The sequence below is a fragment of the Mannheimia granulomatis genome (assembly GCF_013377255.1).
GTDB lineage: Bacteria > Pseudomonadota > Gammaproteobacteria > Enterobacterales > Pasteurellaceae > Mannheimia > Mannheimia granulomatis.
On sequence record NZ_CP016614.1, the window covers coordinates 1,860,224 to 1,884,606 of the forward strand.

The following is a 24,383-nucleotide window of genomic DNA, read 5'->3' on the forward strand; positions in this document are numbered from 1 at the left end:
ACTATTGTTTTCGTTCCTATATAATTTCAGTTAGACTTATCACGAAGTCGACATGATGAGGATATTAAATTGAAAGGATTAATTGCCAGTCTCTTTATAGCAGTTACATTGCTACTTTGGGCTTGGGATATGGTTTCGCCTTGGCAGAAAATCGTCCATTCGGAAGCAAATCACTATACACAAATTCAGCAGAGTAGAAATCTAAAAGTTGGGATGATCAATCACCCTCTCTCTTATTTTGTCGGACCTGAAGGCACAAGTGGCATCGAATACGATTTAGCCAGCGCATTTGCTCAATATTTAAATGTTAAATTAGAAATTAAAACTTATGATAGCAGCGAAAAACTGTTTGACGCCTTAAGAAATAATGATGTTGATATTGCTGCTGCCGGTTTACCATATCATGCTGAATTAACAGAAGAGTTCCAAATTGGACCTTCTTATTATTCTGCATCGTGGCAAGTGGCTTATAAAAAAGGAACATTGAGGCCTTATAGACTATCAGATTTACAAGAGGATATAATCATTCCTAGCGGTTCTGCTGTTATTCCTATATTAAATCAGCTTAAACAGGAAAACCCTGAGTTAAAATGGCAAATTTCGGATAAATTCACACAAGAGGAATTATTGCTAAAAGTGGCTCAAGGGAAAATTCCCTATACTATTGCAATGTCAGTAGATATTTCTTCAGCCCAACATATTAATCCAAACATAGCAGTCGGTTTTGACCTAACTGATGAAAATCCGATTTTATGGTATTTAGCAAGAAGCTCTTATAGCGAGCTACAATCCGCATTATTGGATTTTATGTCAGACTCTATTGAAACAGGCTTAGTCTCAAGGATTGAAGAAAAATATTTTAACCACCTAGCCAAGTTTGATTATGTTGATATTCAAAGCTATTTGAATGCAATAAAAACCGTTCTACCTAAATATGAACCTCTCTTCCAAGCATATAAGGGTGAATTAGAATGGCAAATGTTAGCCGCAATCGCTTATCAAGAGTCCCATTGGGATCCAAATGCCACCTCTCCAACAGGAGTTCGAGGAATTATGATGCTCACTAAAGATACTGCGGAACGAATGAAAATTTCAGATAGGACTAATCCTGCCCAAAGTATCAAAGCAGGCTCTGAATATTTACATATGCTAATGAAACAAATGCCGGAATCAATTCCGGAAGCAGATAGAATTTGGTATAGTTTAGCTGCATATAATATGGGATTAGGGCATTTGCTCGATCTGCGCCGTTTAACAAAGCAATTAGGTGGCAATCCTGATAATTGGTTAGATGTGAAAAAGAATCTCCCACTTCTGGCAGAAAAACGCTATTATACTCATTTAAAATATGGCTATGCACGTGGATATGAAGCCTTACAATATGTAGAAAATATCAGACGCTATTACAGCAGTATTATCAACTACCAACGTGTAGAAGAACAAAAAATACAAGAAAATATTACTAATGAGCAAACAAAACAGGAGAATTCTTCCAATGAGAAAATTGAAAAAAAAGAAATCCCTACCCACGAGGAAACTAAGACTACGTCAAATCAAACAAATTAAGGAGCGAAAACGGCTTATCTCATCACGCCGAAAATCCTTTATGCAAATGCAAAAAAACGCTTGTTAACGAAACGCCCTTTCTAGCAAATAGCCTGAAAGGGATTTTTATTTAGTCTACTTGTAATATTGAAGAAAGTGGTGGGCGATACCGGTCTCGAACCAGTGACCCCCTCCTTGTAAGGGAGGTGCTCTCCCAACTGAGCTAATCGCCCTTCAGATACGAATAAATTCGCAATTGAAGTTTATGATTTTAGTCTTAAGTGGTGGGCGATACCGGTCTCGAACCAGTGACCCCCTCCTTGTAAGGGAGGTGCTCTCCCAACTGAGCTAATCGCCCACTTGAGACTTAAATCAAAGGGATTTGAAAACGAAACACTTAAAGTTGAAGTGGTGGGCGATACCGGTCTCGAACCAGTGACCCCCTCCTTGTAAGGGAGGTGCTCTCCCAACTGAGCTAATCGCCCGTTTTCAAAAATTGGATTGTATTCAACGTACGGAACATTTCAAAATGTTGAATTGGTGGGCGATACCGGTCTCGAACCAGTGACCCCCTCCTTGTAAGGGAGGTGCTCTCCCAACTGAGCTAATCGCCCGACGTTGTGGAAGTGAATTATAGAGATTTTTGCTCTTTCGTCAAACGCTTTTTGCTCTTTTTACCCTGTTTGCTGATTTTTTACCCCAGAAAGTCAATTTTTTACTATTATTCATTCTCAAGAGTAGTAAAATAGATGAGTTTTCCTTAAAAAATAATGATTAGGCAATATTAAGATGAAAATTGAAACCCTTTTCCCTTTAGATCCAAATATCAAAGTACGTACTCGCTTTGCACCAAGCCCAACAGGCTACTTACATGTAGGTGGTGCTCGTACAGCTCTTTATTCTTGGCTTTATGCAAAGCATAACCACGGTGAATTCGTATTACGTATTGAAGACACCGATTTAGAACGCTCAACCCCCGAAGCAACGGCAGCTATTCTAGAAGGCATGGAATGGCTAAACTTAGCTTGGGAACATGGTCCTTATTTCCAAACAAAACGTTTTGAACGCTACAATCAAGTTATCGACCAAATGATTGAGGCTGGCACAGCTTATCGTTGCTACTGTTCAAAAGAGCGTTTAGAAGAATTACGTAACACGCAAGAAGCAAATAAAGAAAAGCCTCGTTATGATCGCCATTGTTTAGATAACCAAGCATATTCAGAAAATGAGCCACACGTGGTACGCTTTAAAAACCCACAAGAAGGCTCTGTGATTTTTGACGATGCGGTACGCGGGCGTATTGAAATCAGTAATAGTGAGTTAGATGACTTAATTATCCGCCGTACAGATGGTTCACCAACTTACAACTTCTGCGTTGTAGTAGATGACTGGGATATGGGTATTACTCACGTTGTACGTGGTGAAGATCATATTAATAATACCCCTCGGCAAATCAATATTTTAAAAGCGTTAAGCGCTCCGGTACCAACTTATGCACATGTATCAATGATTAATGGTGACGATGGACAGAAATTATCTAAACGCCACGGTGCAGTAAGTGTGATGCAATATCGTGATGATGGCTATTTACCAGAAGCCTTAATTAACTACTTAGTACGTTTAGGCTGGGGACACGGCGACCAAGAAATTTTCTCTCGCCAAGAAATGATTGAGCTATTTGATATTCACTCTGTAAGTCGCTCAGCAAGCGCATTCAATACTGAAAAACTACAATGGCTCAACCATCACTATATTCGCTCACTTGAGCCAAGTTATGTAGCAAAACATTTAGAATGGCATATGAACCAACAAGGTCTTGATTTCAGCAAAGGTCCGGCCCTTGCTGAAATTATTCCTGTTTTAGGTGAACGTTGCAAAACATTAAAAGAGATTGCTGAAGCCAGCACTTATTTCTATCAAGATTTCGAATCTTATGAAGAAAAAGCTGCTGCTAAAAACTTTAAAGCTGAAGCTATTGCTCCACTTGCAAAATTATTGGAAAAATTAACCGCTTGTAACGACTGGACAGTTGAGAATATCCATGAAGCAATGAACCAAACAGCTGCAGAGCTGGAAATTGGTATGGGTAAAGTAGGTATGCCATTCCGTTTAGCTGTTACAGGCACTGGGCAATCTCCCTCCATGGATATTACCGCTAAATTAGTTGGAAAAGAGAAAACATTAGCTCGTCTTGAAAAAGCAATCCGTTTTATTCAAGCAAACAGCTAGTTTTTAACCAATCGGAAGTCACATTCATTAAAGCGATTGACATATTAGGGCGGAAAGCATATCATTCCGCCCATATCAAGGGGGTATAGCTCAGTTGGGAGAGCGCTTGCATGGCATGCAAGAGGTCATCGGTTCGATCCCGTTTACCTCCACCAAATTCATAAATCGTATCAATATTTATTGATACGATTTTTTTATACATTATTTCTAAGAATTAGCTGCTAAATCTAACATTTCTTGTGCATTAGCCAGCACTGTTTCGGTAATTTGACTTCCACCCAATAATCTCGCTAGGGATTGAACACGATCTTTTTCTGAAAGTAACGCCATTTGAGTTTCCGTTTGACTATTTTCAACATATTTATGCACGTTAAAATGGTGATTTCCATAACTTGCTACCTGTGGTAAATGTGTAACACATAATACTTGGCATTTTTCTCCTAATTTACGTAATAACTTACCTACCGTTGTAGCAGCTGCGCCACTAATTCCAACATCAACCTCATCAAAAATAATGGTAGGCGTAGAGAGTTTATTAGCAGTAAGAACTTGTACCGCTAAAGAGATACGGGAAAGCTCTCCACCAGAAGCAATTTTAGCTAATAGTTGAGGTTGCTGACCTAAATTACTTTGCAAGTTAAATTCTACAAAGTCAGCCCCATTGGAGGATAATTTTTTAATATCATGCTGTATATGAATAAAAAACTCACCATTCTCCATTGCTAATTGTTTAATCTGCTTGGTTACTTGCTGAGATAATTTATTTGCTGCTTCAGCCCGCTTTTGATAAATCACTTCAGCTAATTCCAAACATTCTTGATAAGCTTGTTTTTCATCTTGAATCAATTGTTCTTCATTGTCTTCAAAATCAATTAATGTCTGTAATTCCTCTTTCAACTTAACATGGTGTCGCCATAATTCATTAGCTTGAATATGATGCTTACGAGAAAGTGAGAACGCTTGAGAAATGCGATTATCTAGTTCATTTAACAATATAGGATCTTGCTCAATCCTTCCGGCTAATTGAGCGATTTCCGAACTTGCCTCCTGTACTTGAATCAGTGCCTCATTAAGCATTTCCTGAGCACTTTGATAGTCACTATCTACCTCAACTAAATGCGCTAAATCACGTAACGCCTTATAGATAAGATCCTGTGCATTTATATCGTTATTACTTAACAAATTCAGTACCTCATCCGAAAGTTCGGTCAATTCTTCTGAAGAAGACAATATATTATGCTTTTCTTCCAACTCCTCAAATTCGTTTTCTTTAATAGAAAATTCATCTAATTCTTCTACTTGATATTGTAGTAATTGTTTACGAGCTTCATTTTCTTGGCATTGTTGCTGGAAATTTCGCACCTGTTTATTCAAACTCTTCCATTTGCTATATTGCTCCGCCATTTTTAGCAATAAAGGCTGTAAACTCGCATAGTTATCAACAATTTCAAGCTGATACTCATTTTTTAAAAGTAATTGAGGTGCATGTTGCCCATTCAAATGGATAAGATATTGCCCTAATTCTCTTAGTTGGGAAATAGGTAAAGGACGATTATTTACAAAGGCTTTAGAACGACCATCTATATTAATCATACGACGAACAATACACTCATTAGGCGTATCTTCATCAAGTAAATCATGCTCTTCAAGCCACTGATATGCAGGGCTATCTTTCTGCATAGTGAAAGTGGCAGTAATATCGGCTTTTTCTGCCCCATGTCGAATCATGCCAGCTTCAGAGCGATAGCCAATACATAAACCTAAAGCATCAATTGCTATTGATTTACCCGCACCGGTTTCCCCAGTAATCACGGACATTCCATCATTAAGTTCTAAAATAAGATTTCGTACAATCGCAAAATTATTAATCGTAAGTTGATTGAGCATGGAAAGCTCCTATCTAAAAATAACTGTATACAAATATAGTACAACTGTTTTTTTAAACAGTAAAGAGATGAAAGTAAAAAAACTGAAAATTTATACAATAAATTAAAGAAGGGAGTAAAAAAGCGAGCATATTATTTTGCTCGCTTTAAATAGAAAGAAATTTAGATAAAGACTTCTTGTTGAACTTGATAGCCTTGTGGCACTTGCTCCTTATCTTCGAAAGTAACAAATTCCCAAGCATTTTGATTAGCTAATACTGCACGTAATAACTTGTTATTTACGCCATGACCTGATTTGTAAGCACTAAATTCGCCGAGAATATTATAACCACACATATATAAATCGCCGATTGAATCAAGCATTTTGTGGCGAACAAGCTCATCTTTAAAACGTAAACCATCTTCATTTAAGATACGATATTCATCTAGTACTATTGCATTATCTAAGCTTCCACCTAGAGCTAAGCCAATAGACTGAAGATACTCAACATCTTTCATAAATGTAAAAGTTCTCGCACGGCTTAATTGATGAATGAAATTTTCAGCAGAAAAATTCATTGAGTAGGAACACACATCTTTTGAAATTAGAGGGTGTTCAAAATCAATAGTAAAGTTTAATTTAAACCCATTATTATATGGTTTTAACTCTGCCCATTTTTCTCCTTCATCAACACGCACTGTTTCTTTGATGCGGATAAATTTTTTAGGTGCATCTTGTTCTTCAATGCCTACATCTAAAAATAAATAGATAAAAGGACTTGAACTGCCATCCATAATTGGAATTTCAGGTGCATCTACTTCCACAATGACATTATCTAAGCCTAATGCTGACATAGCTGCATTTAAATGCTCTACCGTTGAGATACGTACACCATCATCATTAATCATACATGTGCATAGCTGTGTATCGCGAATAGAATCTGCACTTGCAGGGAAATAAACTGCAGGCTCTAAATCGGTACGAGCATAAATAATACCTGTATTAGCAGGCGCAGGGCGTAACGTTAAAGTTACTTTCTTGCCACTGTGTAAGCCAATCCCAGTTACTTTTGCTACTTGGTTTAATGTTCTTTGTTTAATCATATTTTGCCCTTACTTTCCAAAATTTTGGAAGTTATTGACTATTTCTCATAAAACCCGGAATTGAATTAGGGTTAAAAATCTGTGCTGTATCTACCGATTGAGGTTTTGGTGCAACAGGTTGCTGTACCTGTTGTGTCTGACCACCAAATTGATTTGGCTGCCCATAACCCGGTTGAGTAAATGTTGGTTGCTGTTGCTGCTGTAAAGGTTGAGCAACTTGAGGTTGATGGCCATGAGCTGGATATACAGGTGGAGCCTTTGGCATATGCAATGCTTCTTCAGGCTGCCCAATACCAGTTGCAACAAGTGTTACACTTACTTTTCCATCCATTTCCGGATAGTAGTTACAGCCGAAAACAATTGCCGCATCTTCTGTCGCAAACCCATAAATTAGATCCATCATAGCATAAACTTCTTCTAATAAGAAATCTGTACCTGCACTGATGTTAATTAACATACCACTTGCGCCAGAAATATCCACATTTTCAAGTAGTGGGCTTGAAATTGCATCATTCATTGCTTTTTCAGCACGCCCTTCACCTACTTCACCTTCAGCAAAGCCAGTACCAATCATAGCATGGCCTTTACCAGACATTACTGTGCGAACATCCGCAAAGTCTACGTTAATATCTGCCCCGGTAGAACCGCCCGAGCTGGTAATCATATTAGTAATACCTAGCACACAGTTACTTAATACGTCATTTGCTGCCGCAAAAGCATCTACAGCTGTCGTTTGTTTACCAAGACCACGTAACTTATCATTAGGTATGATAATTAGAGAGTCAACATACTGAGAAAGTTCCTTAATACCTTGATCAGCAAAACGCATACGACGAGGCCCTTCAAAGCGGAAAGGTTTAGTTACAACACCCACTGTCAATGAGCCTTGCTCTTTTGCAATTTGAGCCACTACAGGAGCCGCACCTGTTCCTGTACCACCTCCCATACCTACAGCAATAAAGGTCATATTTGCACCTTTTAATGCATTCGCAATGGCCTCGCGATCTTCTTCTGCAGCCTGTTTACCTACCATCGGATCAGCGCCTGCACCTAAGCCTTTAGTGGTACTTGCACCAATTTGAATAGTTTGACGTGTCGTTCTTTTTCTTAAAACTTGAGCATCCGTATTAACATCAAAGAATTCAACACCTTTAATATCATCGGCAGAACGAGACATTCTATCTACAGCATTACCGCCGCCGCCGCCAACACCCACTACCTTAATGATAGCATCTTGCGTTTGTTCAATAATAGGTTCAAACATTTTTATCTCCCTGCGTGTTTAAATAACACTATTAAAATTTTGATTTGAAGAAATCGATAACTTTTTTGGTACCACGACCAAAAGCGCCTAAAATATCTTCATTAGAATCTGTAATTGTGCTTTGTTCAGTATAATTATAGTGGCTATACTGTAAAAGCCCTAATGCTGTTGCATACTGAGGTTTATTCACATAATCGGTTAAACCTGTAATATTTAATGGATAGCCAACTCGTACTTGAGAACCAAAAATAGATTTAGCACATTCTACAATATCTTCAATTTGTGAACCACCACCTGTAATTACTATCCCCGCAATTAATTCTTGTTTTATGCCCTTTTGGAATAGCTCATGACGCAATTGTGTTAGCTCATTTTCAACCACTTTCAATAGATCACTATAGCACTGAGATGTTACCGTTGAAACTTGGGTTCGGGTAAAAGTACGAGCCATACGTCCGCCTAATCCCACTACCTCAATTTTTTTATCTGCATTATGCGTTGGTGGAGAAATAGCACTGCCATAGCTTACTTTAAGGCTCTCTGCTTCAGGACGAGATGTTGTAAATACTCTAGCTAAATAATCGGTTATCGTATTGCCGGCAAATGGAATCACTTTACTAAATCTTAATGCACCGTCTGTATAAACCAGAACATCCATGGTACCGCCACCAATATCAATTAAACATACACCTAATTCTTTTTCATCTTCAGTTAATACAGAATAGCTAGAGGCAAGTCCTGAAAAAACAACTTGATCAACTTTTAACTTCGCACGCTCTACAGCGTTTTTTAAATTTTTAAGCCAAGCTTGATGACAAGCAATTAAATGGGCTTGTACTTGTAAACGCATACCGGATAAACCAATCGGATTTTTGGTTGCCGGTAATCTATCAACATGATATTCCTGAGGAATCATATGTAAAGTTTCCAGCCCATCCTGCAATTTAATTGCTTTTGCCATATCAACAGCACTTTCGATGTTATCTTGAGTAACAATCCCACTTGATAATGTTGACGAGCCAACTTCGTTTAAGCCAATGATATGCTGACCCGAGATAGCTAAAGTCACGCCCATAATCTGACAATCAGCAATAGATTCCGCTTGTTCAATTGCGCGTTGAATCGAATTTACTGCGGCATCTAGATCAATAACACCACCACCATCTATGCCTTTAGAAGGGCATACACCTGCCCCCATAACATTAATAACACCGTCGGGTAATACTTCACCAACAACTGCGACTACCTTTGATGTTCCAATATCAAGGCCAACAATAATTTTTGATTCTGCTGCTTTTGTCATACTATTGTATACTTACTATGTTTAATTTTTTATAGGGCTGAAACCAACTGCTGCACCATGTGGGTAACGTAAATCAACATAGGCTAATCGATTCCCTTCAGGCACATTAATTTCAGGAAAAATCGTCACAAAACGATCTATTTTCGAAGTCCACTCGCCCCTTCCCAACCTTAATTCAACTTGATTGGTAAGTCTAATTGTCCATGAACCTCGACTATCGACAGAAACTGATGTTAAATCTAACTTACGAGCATTTAAATCTGTACGAATTTTATTCCAAGCATCCAGTACATTTTTACCTTCTGTATCTGGTCCATAAAGCAAAGGCAGCCCGTTTTGCTCTACTCTCTCTTTAGGTAGAGAGAACACTACTCCCTGTTCCGATACAAAATTAATATCATTCCAAACAGCAACAGGCTTATGCTCAACTAACGTAATGCTTAAACGATCAGGGTAAAGCTTACGAACAACCACATCTTTGACCCAAGGCATAGATAAAAGTTTATCTTTGACCTCTTGAATATCTTGTCCAAAATATCCTTTTAGAGCCGGTTCTCTTGATAAAGTTTCCCGAATATCTGCATTCGTTGTAAATTCTGTTTTATGGGTCAAAGCATAAGCTCGAATCGGAGTTTTGTCCCAACTCTCAAGAATACTCTGCCACTTACTATAAATACCAAATATAAATAGTACACATAATAACACAATTAACGGCTTAATGAATACTAGCCATTTACGTGAAGAAACTGAAGTTTTTGGATTAATAACATTCAAACGCACATTTGTGCTGTTTTTCTTGCGGAAAATCCCCATTAAACACTTAACTCCAATACTCGCTCAACTAATTTCTCAAATGAAATGCCGACAGTTGCAGCCGATTTAGGGAAAATGCTGTGACTTGTCATTCCCGGATTGGTATTCACCTCTACCAAACGGAAATTGCCTTTCGCATCCTCCATCACATCAATACGGCTCCAACCACGACAACCTACTACATCGTAAGCAGCCTTAACTAATTTCGCTACTTCTGCCTGACGCTCATCATTTAAAGCAGGTACAACATATTGGGTGTTATCCGATACATATTTCGCGTGGTAATCATAAAATTCACCATCCGGAATAACCTGCACTGCCGGCAATATTTGACCATCTAGCACCGGTACAGAGTACTCATTACCAGCTAAAAACTCCTCAACTAAAACAATTGAGTCAAATTTTAAAGCTTCAGTAATAGCAGGCTCTAACTCCTCTTTGGTTTTCACTTTAAAAACCCCAACACTTGAGCCTTCACATGATGGCTTAACAAATACCGGTAAGCCTAATTTTGCAATAATTCCTTCAAAATCGACCGCTTGTCCACGCTGAACAACAACCATATCTGCGGTTGGCAAGCCTACGGCATTCCATAATAATTTAGTACGAAATTTATCTAAGGTTACCGCTGAAGCCATCACACCACACCCCGTGTAAGGGATGCCCATTTGTTCTAAAGCGCCTTGCAATACACCATTTTCGCCAATACCACCATGTAGAATATTAAAGACACGCTGAATCCCTTTCTCTTTTAATTTTTCAATCGGAAATTCTTTCGTATCAATACCTTCAACATTATAACCTAGGCTTTTTAACGCTTCTGTTACCGCAGCACCCGAATTAAGAGAAACTTCACGCTCTTGTGATACGCCACCGAACAATACCGCAATTTTTTCGTTTTTAATGCTCATTTATTTTTACCCTTTTTAATCTTTCCAGCTTTCCGCCAGACCACGAGAAATTCGGCTTACACTCCCTGCGCCTTGAGCTAAAATCAAATCACCGTCTTGAATAATTTGATCTAAAACGTCACCTAATTGCTCAGTGTCAGAGACCAAAATTGGATCGACTTTACCTAAATTTCGGATAGAACGAGCCAAAGATTTACTATCCGCACCAACAATTGGAGCCTCACCTGCAGCGTACACATCTAATAAAATCAAAGCATCTACTTTAGAGAGAACCTGCACAAACTCATCAAATAAATCACGGGTTCGAGAGTAACGATGTGGCTGGAAAATCATCACTACACGTTTACCTTCCCAACCTTGGCGAGCAGCTTGAATAGTAACATCCACTTCTGTCGGATGATGACCATAATCATCTACCAACATAATTTTGCCGTTAGGGCGAATAAATGAACCCAATTGGTCAAAACGACGACCGGCACCTTGGAAATCTGCAAGCGCTGCAAGAATCGCCTCATTTTCAATCCCTTCTTCTTTTGCTACAGCGAGTGCTGCAGTAGCATTTAATGCGTTGTGCTTACCAGGTACATTTAACAGCACCTCAATACGCTCACCTGTTGGGCAAACTACAGTGTAATGCCCTTGGAAGCCGGTTTGCTGATAATCTTCAATGCGGTAATCAGCCTTTTCACTAAAACCATAAGTGATAACTTGGCGACCCACACGAGGGACAATTTCCATCACTGTTGCATCATCTGCACACATCACTGCTAATCCATAGAAAGGTAAGTTACGTAAAAAATTCACGTAGGTATCTTTCATTTTCTCAAAGTCACCACCATAGGTATCCATGTGATCAGGCTCAATATTAGTTACAACCGATACCATAGGCTGCAAATGTAAGAATGATGCATCACTTTCATCCGCTTCTGCAATTAAATAACGACTTGCACCTAAGTGGGCATTTTTTCCGGCTGATTTTACCAAACCACCGTTTACGAAAGTTGGATCTAACTGCGCTTCTGTATAAATCATTGAGATCATAGCCGTGGTAGTGGTTTTACCATGCGTACCCGAAATCGCAATACCATGACGGAAACGCATAATTTCAGCCAACATTTCTGCACGACGAATCACAGGAATACGGGCCTCACAGGCAGCCATGATTTCAGGGTTGGTTTCATCAATCGCCGTTGACACCACAACCACACTAGCACCGGCTACGTTTTCGGCTTGATGCCCGATGAAAACTTTTGCTCCTGCAGCAGATAAACGCTGGGTTACCACACCATCAGCAATATCTGATCCCGAAATAGCATAACCTTCGTTTAATAATACTTCGGCAATACCACTCATGCCTGCACCACCAATCCCGATAAAGTGAATTTGGCTCACGCGACGCATTTCAGGGACTAATTTTTTAATTTTGTCTTGGAAATTTTTCATCTTCTATCCTGTTATCTGTTTGCAAGCGGTTAAAAATTTCAATTATTTTGCAAATTTTACGTAAAATTTAACCGCTTGTAGATCAATTCGCTTCTTGAATAATTACCTCAGCCACACGTTGTGCTGCTGTTGGTGTCGCTTTGGCGCGGGCTTTGATCGCCATGTCCAATAATTTTTGACGCTCAGCAATTAATGGCTCTAATACTTTTAGTAACGACTGTGGATTAAAATCCGCTTGCTCAATAATGACTGCTGCGCCATCTTCTGCCAAATAATAAGCATTTAAAAATTGTTGACGATCTTTATGTTGAAACGGAACAAAAATTGCCGGCAAACCTACCGCTGCAATTTCGCACACAGTTAAAGCTCCCGAACGACAAATCACAATATCCGCCCATTCATAAGCCGCTTTCATATCATCGATAAATTCAGACGCAATGCCATTGCCGGTTTGTTGGTAAACTTCTGCAATACCATCTAAATTCCCTTTACCGACTTGATGGCTAATAAACACATCACTCCCCAGAACTTTAGCAATTTCCGGCACAGTCTGGTTAATCACTCTTGCTCCTTGACTACCGCCCATCACTAAAATATTGATTGGATACCCTCTTTCAGCAAAACGCTCTTGTGGTGTAGGCAAGTTTGATAAATCTTCACGCACAGGATTACCAACCACTTGGACATTTTTAAAAGCCGTCGGGAAAGCTTGTAACACTCGGCGCGCAACTTTTGCCAGCCACACATTAGTTAAACCTGCTACCGCATTTTGCTCGTGTAAAATCACGGGTACGCCACATAATTTAGCAGCGATACCGCCTGGGCCAGAAACATAGCCGCCCATTCCTAAAACTGCATCAGGTTTATAATTTTGAATAATTTTGCGGGCCTGCATAACCGCTTTAAAAATAGCAAAAGGGGCTTTTAATAACGCACCTAAACCTTTACCTCTCAGCCCCGAAATTTCAATAAAATCAATCTCAATACCATGTTTTGGCACAAGGATGGCTTCCATACGATCTTTTGTACCTAACCAGCGAATTTCCCATCCCTGTTTTTGTAGCTCTCGAGCTACTGCAATTGCCGGGAAAACATGCCCACCGGTGCCACCAGCCATCACTAATAATTTTTTAGTCATACCGAACTCTTTGATTATAAAAACGCTATATTCTACCCGATTTTTACTCACTATGCTTGTGCTTTCAAAGCAAGTAGAAGATCACTATTTTTGCAAAATAAAATAAAAATCTGACCGCTTGTAACTAAGAGGCTTTAATTTTCGCATGCCCGATCCTAACTGTTCGATTTTCGTGATCAATTCTTAACAACACAGCAATAGCAACGGACATAATCACTAAACTTGAACCTCCGTAACTTACAAGAGGGAAAGTCAATCCCTTAGTAGGTAATAAGCCGGATGCCACCCCTAAATTTACAAAGCCTTGTAAGAAGATCCAAATCGCAATTCCAAATGCCATATAACCTTTAAAACGCTCTTCTAGAATAAGCGATTCTTTACTGATTTTTAATGCTCGAACCGTCAATAACACCAATAAAAGCACAATGCACATAATACCGAAGAAGCCGAATTCTTCGCCCACAACTGCCATCACAAAATCGGTATGGGCTTCAGGTAAGTATTCTAATTTTTGCACCGAATTACCTAGCCCTTGCCCCCAAAATTCACCTTGCCCAAATGCCATTTGGGAATTAGACAATTGGAAGCCATCGCCATAAGCATCCGCAAAAGGATCCATGAAGGAGGTTACACGTTTTAGACGGTATTCTGAGGTTAAAATCAATACGGCAAATAAAACTGCACCAACGACGCCTAAAAACATAAATTGCATTATTTTCGCCCCAACAATAAAAAGCATTGAGAATGTAAGCACGAATAATACAAAGGTACTGCCTAAGTCTGGCTGTAAAATCAGCAAGAAACCAAATATAAACAAAATTACTGCCGGTCGCCAGAAACTGGCTTTTTCGGTACGGATTTCATCATATTTACGTACATAAAAGCTGGCGAAATAACAAATAACCGCAAGCTTTGCCAGTTCCGCAGGCTGGAAATTCAAGATCCCAAGCGGAATCCAACGCACAGCACCATTAATAGAACGACCAAAAATCAATACCGCAATCAAAAAGCTGATTGCTACGAAAAATAAAACAACGTTATATCGTTCCCATTTCTCAGACGGAATTTGTACAAAAATATAACAAAATATAATAGAGGCAATAATGTATAAGCCATCACGAATCGCAAAATAAAAGGGATCGTTATTCAATCTTGTACTAACAGGAATAGAGGCAGATGTTACCATCACAAAACCAATTATTAACAAGCCTAAAAATAGCCAGATCAGTGTTCTATCATAAAGTGAATTAACCGGTGTTAACCTTACCCATTTATCCCATTCTGTTTTAACTTTTTCTAACATTGCGCCTATTATCCTTGTGGCTCTTGTTTTTGTGCGAGTGCCATAAACACATCACCACGATGTTCAAAATTCTTAAATTGATCCAAACTTGCACAGGCCGGTGAAAGCAACACCATATCACCTCTTTTCAATTTCGCTCGGATTGCTTCAACAGCTAGCTCCATTGTTTCAACTAAAACACTTTGCTCACTTAATTCCGCTAAATCTGCACCGTCTTGACCGAAACAGTAGCAGACAATATTCGGTTTATTAATCAGCGGTCTTAATTCGGAGAAATCAGCCGCTTTTCCATCTCCACCCAATAATAGATAAAGCGTACCTGCCACATTTAAACCGTTTAATGCCGCAACTGTACTACCAACATTAGTCGCTTTAGAATCATTGACCCAACGTACGCCGTCATTAGTTGGAATTGCTTGGAAACGATGTGGTAAACCACCATAAACTTGGAGTGCTTTTACGATTCCTTCACGTGGTACATTTGCAGCCTCCGCCAATGCCATCGCTGCTAGAGCATTCATTTCATTATGACGCCCGCTGATGAGCATTTGAGAGGTATTCATCACCGCAATATCACCTACATAAAGCAAACCGTTGCTCATCGTGTATTCGGCATTTTGTTCTGCAAAACGTATCAAGTTTTTGACCGCTTGATCAGGGTAAGTTTGCGGATCTTCACCATTCACAATAATGTATTTGGCATTGTCATAAATACGTAATTTTGCCGCACGATAATCCGCAATCGAATTATAGCGATCCATATGATCTTCGCTGATATTTAAAATCGTTGCTGCTTGAGCTTTTAGCGAATAAGTGGTTTCTAATTGGAAACTGGATAGTTCTAAAACAAAAAGTTCATAATCTTCTTCTAACAAACTCAGCACAGGCACACCAATGTTACCGCCCATCCCTACTTTGATTCCGGCTTGTTTTGCCATCTCGGTAGTCAGTGTAGTTACCGTACTTTTACCGTTTGAGCCGGTTATAGCAATAATTGGCGCTTTTGCTTCACGGCAGAAAAGTTCTACATCACCCACTACTTCAACCCCGGCTTGAATTGCTTGCTGAATTTCAGGGCTCGCCAATGCAAGCCCCGGACTTATGACAATTAAGTCCGATTTGAGCAACCACTCACTATTTAAACTGCCTGTGTGTAAAGGAATCCTTTTATCTAAGCGCTCTGCACCTGCCGGTTTTTCTCGTGTATCAATCACTTGTACATTCGCTTTTTTACGCATAAAGAAATCAACACAAGATAGGCCTGTTGTGCCTAATCCGATAATAGTGACTGTTTTATCTTGGTATTGGTTTTGCATAATTTTTTCTCTAAATCTAAAAAACAGTATAAGGTGCATTAATAAAAATGCACCTTATGTACTTTAACGTAATTTAAGCGTCACTAAGCCCACTAACACAAGCATTAGCGTGATAATCCAGAAACGGACGATAACCCGTGGCTCCGGCCAGCCTTTTAATTCAAAATGGTGGTGAATCGGTGCCATACGGAAAATACGTTTTTGGCGTAATTTGTATGAACCCACTTGTAAGATTACCGACAGTGCCTCCACCACAAATACACCGCCCATTACAACTAACAATAATTCTTGGCGAACAAGTACGGCAATCACACCTAATGCACCGCCTAATGAAAGCGAGCCGACATCGCCCATAAATACTTGTGCCGGATAGGTGTTGTACCATAAGAAACCTAAACCTGCCCCCACAATCGCGGTACAAAGGATTACTAATTCACCCGCATTTGGAATAAACGGAATATGTAGATATTGAGCAAAGTTAAAGTTACCTGTTGCCCATGCAATCAAGGCAAAAGCGGAGGCAACCATAATGGTTGGCACGATTGCCAAGCCGTCTAAGCCATCAGTTAAATTCACCGCGTTACTGGTGCCAACAATCACAAAGTAAGCTAAGATAATGTAGAACACGCCTAATTGTGGCATAACATCTTTAAAGAACGGCACGACTAATTGAGTCGCTGCGGTATCTTTCCCAACCGCATACATCCCAAATACGGCAACTAAGGCAATGGCAGATAACCAAAAATATTTCCAACGGGCAATTAAGCCGTCTGTGTTTTTACGCGCAATTTTACGATAATCATCAATAAATCCCACCACACCATAGCCAAATAACACAAATAAGGTGAACCAAACATAAGGATTAGTTAAATTTGCCCATAATAATGTGCTGACACCGATGGCAATCAAAATCATAATACCGCCCATAGTTGGGGTACCACGTTTTTTAAAGTGGCTTTCCGGTCCGTCATTACGCACTTCTTGGCCAAATTTCAAAATTTGCAACCGGCGAATTACCTTCGGCCCAATCCAGAGCCCAATTCCCATTGCCGTTAATAACGCCATAATGGCACGGAAAGTAATATAAGATACAACATTAAACGCTGTATTATATTGAACAAGATATTCAGCAAGCCAAACTAACATTGTTTAGTCCTTAAAATAATAATTAGAAATTTACGTTAAATTGTTTACACAGTTCGGAAATCACCGTTTCCATTTTTTGGCTACGAGAGCCTTTGGCTAATAATACAAGCGGTTGTTTTTGCTCAATTTTTTGCAAAATAATCGGCGTTAAAAATTCCACCATTTTTTGTTTATCAGTGAAGTGATTTTCTGCCTTATTGCTAATTACCGCACTCTCTTTGCCAAAGCTAACGATTAAATCTAAATTCGCCTGAGCAGCAAAATCCGCTACCTCTTGATGGCAGACTTCGCTTTCTGCCCCTAATTCCGCCATATCACCTACTGCAAAAATTCGATAAGCAGGGTAATTTTGTAATACTGAAACTGCCGATTTCATTGAATCTACATTGGCATTGTAAGTATCATCAATGAACAAGCAATCCTCATTAATCTGCACCGGATACAAACGCCCTTTTACCATTGAACGCTGCTCAAGACCTGCTTTAACCGCCTCAAGTGTTGCCCCTACCGACATTGCAAGTGCAGTTGCCGCCAACGCATTGCTGATATTATGGCTGCCTAAATAGGGCAACTGAATTTCAGTTTCGCCTTGTGGCGTGTGTAACGTAAAACGTGAGCCATTTAATTGCAGCTCAACATTATCCGCCCAGTAATCCGCGTAAGAATCGCTATCTGAGCTAACGTAAGAGAAAGAATTTAGCTCGTGCGAGCCAATTTCTTGCTGCCACTGCGGATAGTAGAAAGCTAAGTTTACAATCGCCTTACCACCTTCTTTCAAACCGCGGTAAATCTCACCTTTGGCTTTTGCCACACCTTCTAGCGAACCAAACCCCTCTAAATGCGCGGCAGCAACATTATTCACCAAGCAAGCATCAGGTTGTGCAATCGAGGTTGTGTAAGCAATTTCGCCAATGTGATTCGCCCCCAGCTCAATCACCGCATATTTATGCTGTTCGGTTAAGCGAAGCAAGGTCATAGGCACACCTAACTCATTGTTTAAGTTACCGAAAGTATAGAGAACTTCATCTTCACAAGCGGTCATTTTTTGCAAAATTTTTGCAGTCATCTCTTTCACGGTTGTTTTGCCGGAAGAACCTGTCATCGCGACCGTTTTCGGATTTAGTTTCGCCTTTAACCACTTTGCTAATTCACCCAATGCCAAATGGGTATCCGCCACAATAATTTGCGGTACGTTAATCTCACATTCCCGCTCAACCACTACCGCCACACAGCCTTGTTCAACAGCATTGACAAGATAATTATGGGCATCAAAATTTTCGCCCTTCAATGCAAAAAATAAGCCGTTTTCGACCGCTTGACGGGTATCTGTGCTGGTAGTTTCCACAACTGTTTCGCCATTTCCGACAAGTCGAGCATTTAAGATTTCAGCAATTTGCTGGGTTGTTAGTTTTATCATTTTGTTTTTCTTATATAAATCATTAAATATGAGCGTATATTAACTCTGCCAAATCTCCCCTAACCCCTCTTTGCTAAAGAGGGGAATCAGATCTACACAAATTTGAAGTTTATTTTCTACATAAAACCGCAAATCGCCAGATGAACTAAAAATATGCTTTGCACGAGCACCCCTCTTTAGCAAAGAGGGGAGGGGGAGATTTGATTAAAATAAATGTTAAAGGTATCTTCTCGCCGTTTCCTGATCCGAAAAATGCAATTTCTCCGCCCCAATTATTTGATAATCTTCGTGGCCTTTGCCTGCAATTAAAATCACGTCACTAGCTTTAGCTTGTTCGATTGCCGTTTTAATCGCTTCTTCACGATTGTGGATAATTTGTACCGTTTGTGGTTTCGCGAAGCCTTTAACAATATCTGCCATAATATTTTGGTTATTTTCGGTGCGAGGATTATCGTCTGTAGCAATCACTTTATCTGCGAGTTTTTCTGCAATTGCTGCCATTAATGGGCGTTTGCCCGCATCTCTGTCTCCGCCACAGCCGAAAATGCAGTAAAGTTCGCCTTCACAATGCAAGCGTGCAGCCTGTAAGGCTTTTTCTAAGGCATCAGGCGTATGGGCATAATCCACAATCACCATTGGTTTATTGTTTGCAGTAATGCATTCCATTCTACCTGCCACGCCGACCAAATTCGGAGCAGTTTTCACTAATTCATTAATATTAAAACCAAGCGCCAGCAAGCCGGCAAAAGCAGTGAGTAGATTACTCACATTGAACGCCCCGATTAAGCGACTGCTAAGTTCACCATTTCCCCAACTTGAAGCAAATTTAATGCTTGCCCCTTGGAGGGTAAATTTTACCTCTGTGGCTTTCACAAAACGGTGGTTACTTAAAAAATCCGGCTGAGTGCTAACAGCAACTGCATTTGGTAATTTGTTTAGCCATTTTGCACCGATTTCATCATCAGCATTGATTAGTTGAGTGTGGGTTTTCAGCTCACTGAATAAACGGAATTTGGCTTCGGCGTATTCTTCCATTGTGTTGTGATAGTCGAGATGATCGCGACTTAAGTTTGTGAATATTGCCAAATCAAATTCTAAAGCTTCCGCTCTAAATTGAGCCAAACCGTGTGAGCTAACTTCCATTGCACAGAAATCTGCCCCTTGTTCTACAAAATCGGCTAAATTGCGTTGGATTTCAATCGCAGAGCCTGTGGTATTTACTGCTTCTTGTACTTTGCCATATAAACCGTTGCCAATGGTTCCCATCATTGCAGATTTTCCACCTAATAAATTCCGCCATTGTGCTAGTAATTGGGCCGTAGTCGTTTTTCCGTTAGTGCCAGTAATGCCCGATAAGACTAGTTTTTGTGATGGATTGTCGTAAAAAGCTCCTGCAATCTCAGACAGTAATTTGGGAAGATGTGGTACCGAAACTACCTTACAACAAGCGGTACGATCTAGGTTAAATTTTGCAAATGCAGGATCTAACTCAACTTCAAATTGATCATCATCCGCTTCTGCCAGCACAAGGCTTGCACCTTGCTCAATCGCTTTATTAATAAATTGTCTGCCATCAACTTGGTGACCTTTTAATGCCACAAAGAGATCGCCTTGTTTGATTTGGCGGCTATCCAAGGTCATTTCATTTAGCTCGGTTAATTCTTCAACCCAAGCATCTAGCTCTGTCAGAAAAGGAAGTAAACGTTTCATAGTGTGCCTTAATTAACTCTGCGTTCTAATTTTATTTCACGTACTGCACTTTGTGTATCTTCAGTTAAATTATCCGGCTTGATATTACGTTGTTTCAGCGTATAACCCATAATGCGGGAGAAAAGTGGGGCGGAAACAAAACCACCGTAATAGTTACCGGCTTTTGGTTCATTCACTAATACCACTAACGCAAAACGCGGATCACTTGCCGGGGCTAAACCGGCGGTATAAGCGATATATTTTTCTACATATTTGCCATTTTCTAATTTACGGGCTGTACCGGTTTTAATCGCAACACGGTAGCCATCTACTGCCGCACGCTGCCCACCTTCGCCTTTAGCTGCCACACTTTCCATCATATGTACAACATCGCGGGTGATTTTTTCCGGCAATACACGCTCACCTATCACAGGCGGATCCACTTTAGTAATCGACAGTGGACGATAAATACCGAAACTACCTAAGGTTGCATAAGCTCGTGCAAGTTGTAATGGCGTTACATTTAAGCCATATCCATAAGAGAGCGTTGCCCGTTCAATATCTGCCCAGCGTTTGCGATCACCATTAGACCCTCGCTGCTCGCCTAGTCCCAATCCGGTGTCTTTACCAAAGCCGATTTTGGTGTAAGTATCAACTAAAGCAGTCGATGGCATACGTAATGCTAAGCGGCTCACCCCAATATTACTGGATTTCTGCAAAATTCCGGTAAGCGTCAAGCTATCTCTTGGAGCAACGTCTTTAATGGTATGTCCATTTACCACAAACGGACGAGTGCTGATAACTTCATCACGATAAGTTACCCCTTGCTGTAATGCAGTTAAAACAGTAAAAGGTTTTACTGTTGATCCTGGTTCAAAAGTATCGGTAATTGCGCGGTTACGCATTAGCTCAGGCTTGAAGCTGTCTCTCTTATTCGGGTTGAAAGATGGTGCATTTGCCATCGCCAGAATCTCACCGGTCTGTACATCTACCAACACGGCTGTACCTGACTCTGCATTATTTTCCTGAACCGCCTTTTTAATCTCACCGTAAACCATTGATTGCAATTCTTCATCAATGCTGAGCATTACATCTTGCGGATCGTATTGTTTTTCCGAACGAATATTTTCAACAATATTACCTTTAGCATCTTTACGGATAATTTGCTTACCGTTTTTACCGATAAGCAGTGAATCAAAGCTACGCTCTAAACCCTCAGAGCCATGCATATCATCTTTATCAGTAAAACCGATAAGTTGGGAAGACTCTTCTGCTAATGGATAAAAACGGCGAGATTCCACTTTCACTACCAATGCACTAATATCAAGTTCTTTTGCATATTCGCTAATCGCTTCCGATTCGTGGCGGGAAAGATAAACAAATCGCTGACGGTTTTTTGCATAAAGCTCGGTCATTACATCATTGTATGAACGTCCGATTTCTTTACTTAATGCTTGGAATTTTTTGCGTTCTAATTCGGCATTTTCATTATCCAAACGCAAAAAAACAGAATTCGGATTATTTCGTACTTTTTCAAGTAAGGTGTTGTAATCTAATCCTGTTACTTGAGAAAGCTGTGTCCAATAGCCCTCACTTTTAGTATTTAGCGTAGAGCGAGGGTCAAAATCCACTTTCTCTTTAGAAACATTTTTCTTTTCAATAAATTTATTAACGCTTGCTTCAATCTTGCTTTTAGATGTTTCCATCTCAATTGCCAAGGCCCGCCAACTTTCGTTTGATCGGCGTAGCTTAGTGTCAAAATATTCTCTTGGATCTAAAGTTAATGAATACATTGGCACACTGATAGAGAGAAAGCGTCCGTTGCGATCTAAAATTCTGCCGCGAGTAAATTGTAGTTCTTTAGTCCGCAGTGAGCGGTTATTTGCTTCTTTAATTAATCTTTCCGAATCAACAAGTTGAATATAAGCTGCTTGGCCTAACAAGCCCGCAACCATGACAACCATCAAAAAAGCAACAACTGCAAAACGTTTTGGTAAAAAACTCGGTAATTTTTTACTGTCCGCTTTTTGAGATTCTGCTTTATTAATAGGCGTTTCTTTTTTACGCTTTAATTTGACTGATGTAACCATTTTTATTCAACTAAAATTATTTCTTGCTCTTTTTTAATCGGTTGTAAACCAAAGGACTTCGCTGCGGCATCTACCCTTGCCCTTCCACTGCGACTGTTTTCTTCCAGCAACAAATTCGTATACTGACTTTCTAATCGCTGATTAGCTTGTATAAGCTGACCTTGCTCACTAACTAATAAACGGGTTTGGTGTGTTACCCAAATTGTAGCAACCGCTGAAATAACCACGCCTATCAATAGTAAAATCGCGACCTTGTTATGACTAAAAATGTCATCAATAATAATTTGATGTAAAGGATAACGTTCGTTTGACATAGCGATTCCTATAAATTAACGCTTTTCGGCAATACGTAATACTGCACTACGCGAGCGAGTATTTGTTTCAATTTCGGCTTCACTCGGCATAATTGCTTTACCGATGGTTTTTAGTGGAATGTTTTTATTCAGCTCAGATTCTAAAATCGGTAATCCTCTCGGTACTTCCATTCCTTTACTATGCTTACGCATAAACTGCTTGACCATACGGTCTTCAAGAGAATGGAAACTGATAATCGACAAACGGCCTTCCGGTGCCAATACACTTAAAGCTGCATTTAAGGCTTTCTCCAACTCATCTAATTCACTATTAATAAAAATTCGAATTGCTTGAAATGAGCGAGTCGCAGGATGTTTATGTTTATCTTTAAACGGCACTGCATCGCTAATAATTTGCGCTAATTGTAAAGTACGGGAAATTTTTTCATTTGCAGATTTATTGTAAGAAACGACCGCTTGTGCAATACGTTTAGCAAAACGCTCTTCACCAAATTCTTTCAGCACCCACGCTAAATCGTCCACTGAAACTTGTGCCAGCCACTCTGCGGCAGATAAACCTTTGGTAGTATCCATGCGCATATCCAAAGGCCCGTCACGCATAAAGCTAAAACCGCGTTCAGCTTCATCAAGCTGTGGGGAAGATACACCTAAATCTAATAATATTCCGTCAATTTTGCCTATTAATCCCATCTCCTCACAGATTTCAGGAATAGCAGAAAAAGCCGTATGTTTGATTTGAAAACGAACGTCGCTGATAGTGTTCGCCTCTGCAATAGCACGGGGATCGCGGTCTGTCGCAATCAAACGACCATATTCACCTAACTTAGAAAGAATTAAACGAGAATGGCCTCCTCGCCCGAAAGTGCCGTCAATATAAATACCGTTTGGCTTAATTGCCAAACCTTCAACAGCTTCGTGCAAAAGAACGGTAATATGTTTTGGAGAATCACTCATCTGCGGTTCCGATTATTTGTTATAGAGAAAGATTTTTCAGTGCATCGCAATCCAACATTTCTGCTGAACTACCAAAAGCAAGATCCTCGGCAATTTGAGCCTGCCATTGTTTATCTTGCCAAATTTCAAATTTATTTAACTGCCCAACTAGCATAATCTGCTGTTCAAGTTGAGCATGCTGACGTAACGCCGGGCTTAATAGCACACGCCCTGCAGAATCCATTTCACATTCGGTTGCAAAACCTTGCATCACACGTTGGATTCTTCGTTGAACTGGGTCAAAATTTGACAACGCCAATAATTTTTGCTCAACCACTTCCCATTTATGTAATGGATAAAGCAACAAACATGGTTGGCGAATATCTACGGTACAAACCAAAATGCCATGATGCTTTTCTAACAATTCGGCACGATAACGTGTCGGAATTGCGATCCGCCCTTTACTATCAATGCTGATTGAACTAACACCACGAAACATTTTGATCTTTTCCCTATTTAGAAGAGGTAAAATTAGGATAAAGTTCCACAATACTCCACTT

19 protein-coding genes and 5 tRNA genes are annotated in these 24,383 nt (G+C 39.9%); 3 read left to right on the forward strand and 21 right to left on the reverse strand.

The genetic code is table 11. The features are described from left to right. Positions 1 to 69: 69 nt before the first annotated feature. Positions 70 to 1,566, forward strand: coding sequence for a membrane-bound lytic murein transglycosylase MltF (mltF, locus tag A6B41_RS08650; protein WP_027074041.1), 1,497 nt, complete (start codon positions 70 to 72; stop codon positions 1,564 to 1,566). Between the two features lie 136 nt (positions 1,567 to 1,702). Here mltF and A6B41_RS08655 read toward each other — a convergent pair. From A6B41_RS08655 to A6B41_RS08670, 4 genes are all read right to left on the reverse strand, one after another. Further along, positions 1,703 to 1,778, reverse strand: a tRNA-Val gene (locus tag A6B41_RS08655). 49 nt (positions 1,779 to 1,827) lie between these two features. Further along, positions 1,828 to 1,903, reverse strand: a tRNA-Val gene (locus A6B41_RS08660). Positions 1,904 to 1,954: 51 nt separating this feature from the next. Continuing rightward, a tRNA-Val gene (locus A6B41_RS08665) sits at positions 1,955 to 2,030 on the reverse strand. A gap of 53 nt (positions 2,031 to 2,083) precedes the next feature. Beyond that, positions 2,084 to 2,159, reverse strand: a tRNA-Val gene (locus A6B41_RS08670). Between the two features lie 175 nt (positions 2,160 to 2,334). On the opposite strand from A6B41_RS08670, the gene gltX reads away from it, so the two are divergent. Continuing rightward, on the forward strand, positions 2,335 to 3,774 hold the full coding sequence (gene gltX / locus A6B41_RS08675; protein ID WP_027074040.1) for a glutamate--tRNA ligase: 1,440 nt from the start codon (positions 2,335 to 2,337) through the stop codon (positions 3,772 to 3,774). A gap of 79 nt (positions 3,775 to 3,853) precedes the next feature. After that, a tRNA-Ala gene (locus tag A6B41_RS08680) sits at positions 3,854 to 3,929 on the forward strand. Between the two features lie 52 nt (positions 3,930 to 3,981). Here A6B41_RS08680 and recN read toward each other — a convergent pair. From recN to mraZ, 17 genes are all read right to left on the reverse strand, one after another. Next, on the reverse strand, positions 3,982 to 5,661 hold the full coding sequence (gene recN / locus A6B41_RS08685) for a DNA repair protein RecN (RefSeq protein WP_027074039.1): 1,680 nt from the start codon (positions 5,659 to 5,661) through the stop codon (positions 3,982 to 3,984). 161 nt (positions 5,662 to 5,822) lie between these two features. Continuing rightward, positions 5,823 to 6,743 (reverse strand): UDP-3-O-acyl-N-acetylglucosamine deacetylase, encoded by a 921-nt coding sequence (lpxC, locus tag A6B41_RS08690; RefSeq protein WP_027074038.1) that lies wholly within the window; start codon positions 6,741 to 6,743, stop codon positions 5,823 to 5,825. A 31-nt stretch (positions 6,744 to 6,774) separates the two neighbouring features. Continuing rightward, complete coding sequence (gene ftsZ, locus A6B41_RS08695) at positions 6,775 to 8,007, reverse strand: cell division protein FtsZ (RefSeq protein WP_027074037.1); 1,233 nt, start codon at positions 8,005 to 8,007, stop codon at positions 6,775 to 6,777. A 31-nt stretch (positions 8,008 to 8,038) separates the two neighbouring features. Further along, positions 8,039 to 9,310 carry a cell division protein FtsA gene (ftsA, locus tag A6B41_RS08700; protein ID WP_027074036.1) on the reverse strand — a complete coding sequence of 424 codons (1,272 nt, stop codon included), beginning with the start codon at positions 9,308 to 9,310 and terminating at the stop codon, positions 8,039 to 8,041. Positions 9,311 to 9,331: 21 nt separating this feature from the next. Further along, positions 9,332 to 10,123 (reverse strand): cell division protein FtsQ/DivIB, encoded by a 792-nt coding sequence (locus tag A6B41_RS08705; RefSeq protein WP_027074035.1) that lies wholly within the window; start codon positions 10,121 to 10,123, stop codon positions 9,332 to 9,334. Beyond that, a complete protein-coding gene (locus A6B41_RS08710) occupies positions 10,123 to 11,034 on the reverse strand; it encodes a D-alanine--D-alanine ligase (protein ID WP_027074034.1) in 912 nt (303 codons plus the stop codon). Before A6B41_RS08710 ends, A6B41_RS08705 begins: the two co-directional genes overlap by 1 nt. A gap of 15 nt (positions 11,035 to 11,049) precedes the next feature. Then, the gene (murC, locus tag A6B41_RS08715; protein WP_027074033.1) at positions 11,050 to 12,477 is read right to left on the reverse strand and encodes a UDP-N-acetylmuramate--L-alanine ligase; all 1,428 of its coding nucleotides are present in this window, start codon (positions 12,475 to 12,477) and stop codon (positions 11,050 to 11,052) included. 82 nt (positions 12,478 to 12,559) lie between these two features. After that, positions 12,560 to 13,615 carry an undecaprenyldiphospho-muramoylpentapeptide beta-N-acetylglucosaminyltransferase gene (murG, locus tag A6B41_RS08720; protein ID WP_027074032.1) on the reverse strand — a complete coding sequence of 352 codons (1,056 nt, stop codon included), beginning with the start codon at positions 13,613 to 13,615 and terminating at the stop codon, positions 12,560 to 12,562. A gap of 124 nt (positions 13,616 to 13,739) precedes the next feature. Then, positions 13,740 to 14,918 carry a putative lipid II flippase FtsW gene (gene ftsW / locus A6B41_RS08725; RefSeq protein WP_027074031.1) on the reverse strand — a complete coding sequence of 393 codons (1,179 nt, stop codon included), beginning with the start codon at positions 14,916 to 14,918 and terminating at the stop codon, positions 13,740 to 13,742. Positions 14,919 to 14,926: 8 nt separating this feature from the next. Beyond that, on the reverse strand, positions 14,927 to 16,234 hold the full coding sequence (gene murD, locus A6B41_RS08730; protein ID WP_027074030.1) for a UDP-N-acetylmuramoyl-L-alanine--D-glutamate ligase: 1,308 nt from the start codon (positions 16,232 to 16,234) through the stop codon (positions 14,927 to 14,929). Between the two features lie 63 nt (positions 16,235 to 16,297). Continuing rightward, on the reverse strand, positions 16,298 to 17,380 hold the full coding sequence (mraY, locus tag A6B41_RS08735) for a phospho-N-acetylmuramoyl-pentapeptide-transferase (RefSeq protein ID WP_027074029.1): 1,083 nt from the start codon (positions 17,378 to 17,380) through the stop codon (positions 16,298 to 16,300). 22 nt (positions 17,381 to 17,402) lie between these two features. Continuing rightward, entirely contained in the window at positions 17,403 to 18,797 is a 1,395-nt protein-coding gene (murF, locus tag A6B41_RS08740) for a UDP-N-acetylmuramoyl-tripeptide--D-alanyl-D-alanine ligase (protein WP_027074028.1), read from the reverse strand. A gap of 216 nt (positions 18,798 to 19,013) precedes the next feature. Continuing rightward, positions 19,014 to 20,507 (reverse strand): UDP-N-acetylmuramoyl-L-alanyl-D-glutamate--2,6-diaminopimelate ligase, encoded by a 1,494-nt coding sequence (murE, locus tag A6B41_RS08745; RefSeq protein ID WP_027074027.1) that lies wholly within the window; start codon positions 20,505 to 20,507, stop codon positions 19,014 to 19,016. A gap of 8 nt (positions 20,508 to 20,515) precedes the next feature. Then, positions 20,516 to 22,576 (reverse strand): penicillin-binding transpeptidase domain-containing protein, encoded by a 2,061-nt coding sequence (locus tag A6B41_RS08750; protein ID WP_027074026.1) that lies wholly within the window; start codon positions 22,574 to 22,576, stop codon positions 20,516 to 20,518. 2 nt (positions 22,577 to 22,578) lie between these two features. After that, entirely contained in the window at positions 22,579 to 22,890 is a 312-nt protein-coding gene (ftsL, locus tag A6B41_RS08755) for a cell division protein FtsL (protein WP_027074025.1), read from the reverse strand. A 15-nt stretch (positions 22,891 to 22,905) separates the two neighbouring features. Further along, positions 22,906 to 23,844 carry a 16S rRNA (cytosine(1402)-N(4))-methyltransferase RsmH gene (rsmH, locus tag A6B41_RS08760; protein ID WP_027074024.1) on the reverse strand — a complete coding sequence of 313 codons (939 nt, stop codon included), beginning with the start codon at positions 23,842 to 23,844 and terminating at the stop codon, positions 22,906 to 22,908. A 19-nt stretch (positions 23,845 to 23,863) separates the two neighbouring features. Beyond that, complete coding sequence (mraZ, locus tag A6B41_RS08765) at positions 23,864 to 24,322, reverse strand: division/cell wall cluster transcriptional repressor MraZ (protein ID WP_027074023.1); 459 nt, start codon at positions 24,320 to 24,322, stop codon at positions 23,864 to 23,866. Positions 24,323 to 24,383 lie beyond the last annotated feature (61 nt).

Bases quoted from the DNA above. Each gene is read 5' to 3' on its own strand.
- rsmH (WP_027074024.1), bottom strand. From the start codon at position 23,844: ATGAGTGATTCTCCAAAACATATTACCGTTCTTTTGCACGAAGCTGTT.
- murF (WP_027074028.1), bottom strand. From the start codon at position 18,797: ATGATAAAACTAACAACCCAGCAAATTGCTGAAATCTTAAATGCTCGA.
- A6B41_RS08705 (WP_027074035.1), bottom strand. From the start codon at position 10,123: ATGGGGATTTTCCGCAAGAAAAACAGCACAAATGTGCGTTTGAATGTT.
- murC (WP_027074033.1), bottom strand. From the start codon at position 12,477: ATGAAAAATTTCCAAGACAAAATTAAAAAATTAGTCCCTGAAATGCGT.
- ftsZ (WP_027074037.1), bottom strand. From the start codon at position 8,007: ATGTTTGAACCTATTATTGAACAAACGCAAGATGCTATCATTAAGGTA.
- lpxC (WP_027074038.1), bottom strand. From the start codon at position 6,743: ATGATTAAACAAAGAACATTAAACCAAGTAGCAAAAGTAACTGGGATT.
- mraZ (WP_027074023.1), bottom strand. From the start codon at position 24,322: ATGTTTCGTGGTGTTAGTTCAATCAGCATTGATAGTAAAGGGCGGATC.
- A6B41_RS08710 (WP_027074034.1), bottom strand. From the start codon at position 11,034: ATGAGCATTAAAAACGAAAAAATTGCGGTATTGTTCGGTGGCGTATCA.
- A6B41_RS08750 (WP_027074026.1), bottom strand. From the start codon at position 22,576: ATGGTTACATCAGTCAAATTAAAGCGTAAAAAAGAAACGCCTATTAAT.
- murD (WP_027074030.1), bottom strand. From the start codon at position 16,234: ATGCAAAACCAATACCAAGATAAAACAGTCACTATTATCGGATTAGGC.
- ftsA (WP_027074036.1), bottom strand. From the start codon at position 9,310: ATGACAAAAGCAGCAGAATCAAAAATTATTGTTGGCCTTGATATTGGA.
- ftsL (WP_027074025.1), bottom strand. From the start codon at position 22,890: ATGTCAAACGAACGTTATCCTTTACATCAAATTATTATTGATGACATT.
- murE (WP_027074027.1), bottom strand. From the start codon at position 20,507: ATGAAACGTTTACTTCCTTTTCTGACAGAGCTAGATGCTTGGGTTGAA.
- murG (WP_027074032.1), bottom strand. From the start codon at position 13,615: ATGACTAAAAAATTATTAGTGATGGCTGGTGGCACCGGTGGGCATGTT.
- ftsW (WP_027074031.1), bottom strand. From the start codon at position 14,918: ATGTTAGAAAAAGTTAAAACAGAATGGGATAAATGGGTAAGGTTAACA.
- mraY (WP_027074029.1), bottom strand. From the start codon at position 17,380: ATGTTAGTTTGGCTTGCTGAATATCTTGTTCAATATAATACAGCGTTT.
- gltX (WP_027074040.1), top strand. From the start codon at position 2,335: ATGAAAATTGAAACCCTTTTCCCTTTAGATCCAAATATCAAAGTACGT.
- recN (WP_027074039.1), bottom strand. From the start codon at position 5,661: ATGCTCAATCAACTTACGATTAATAATTTTGCGATTGTACGAAATCTT.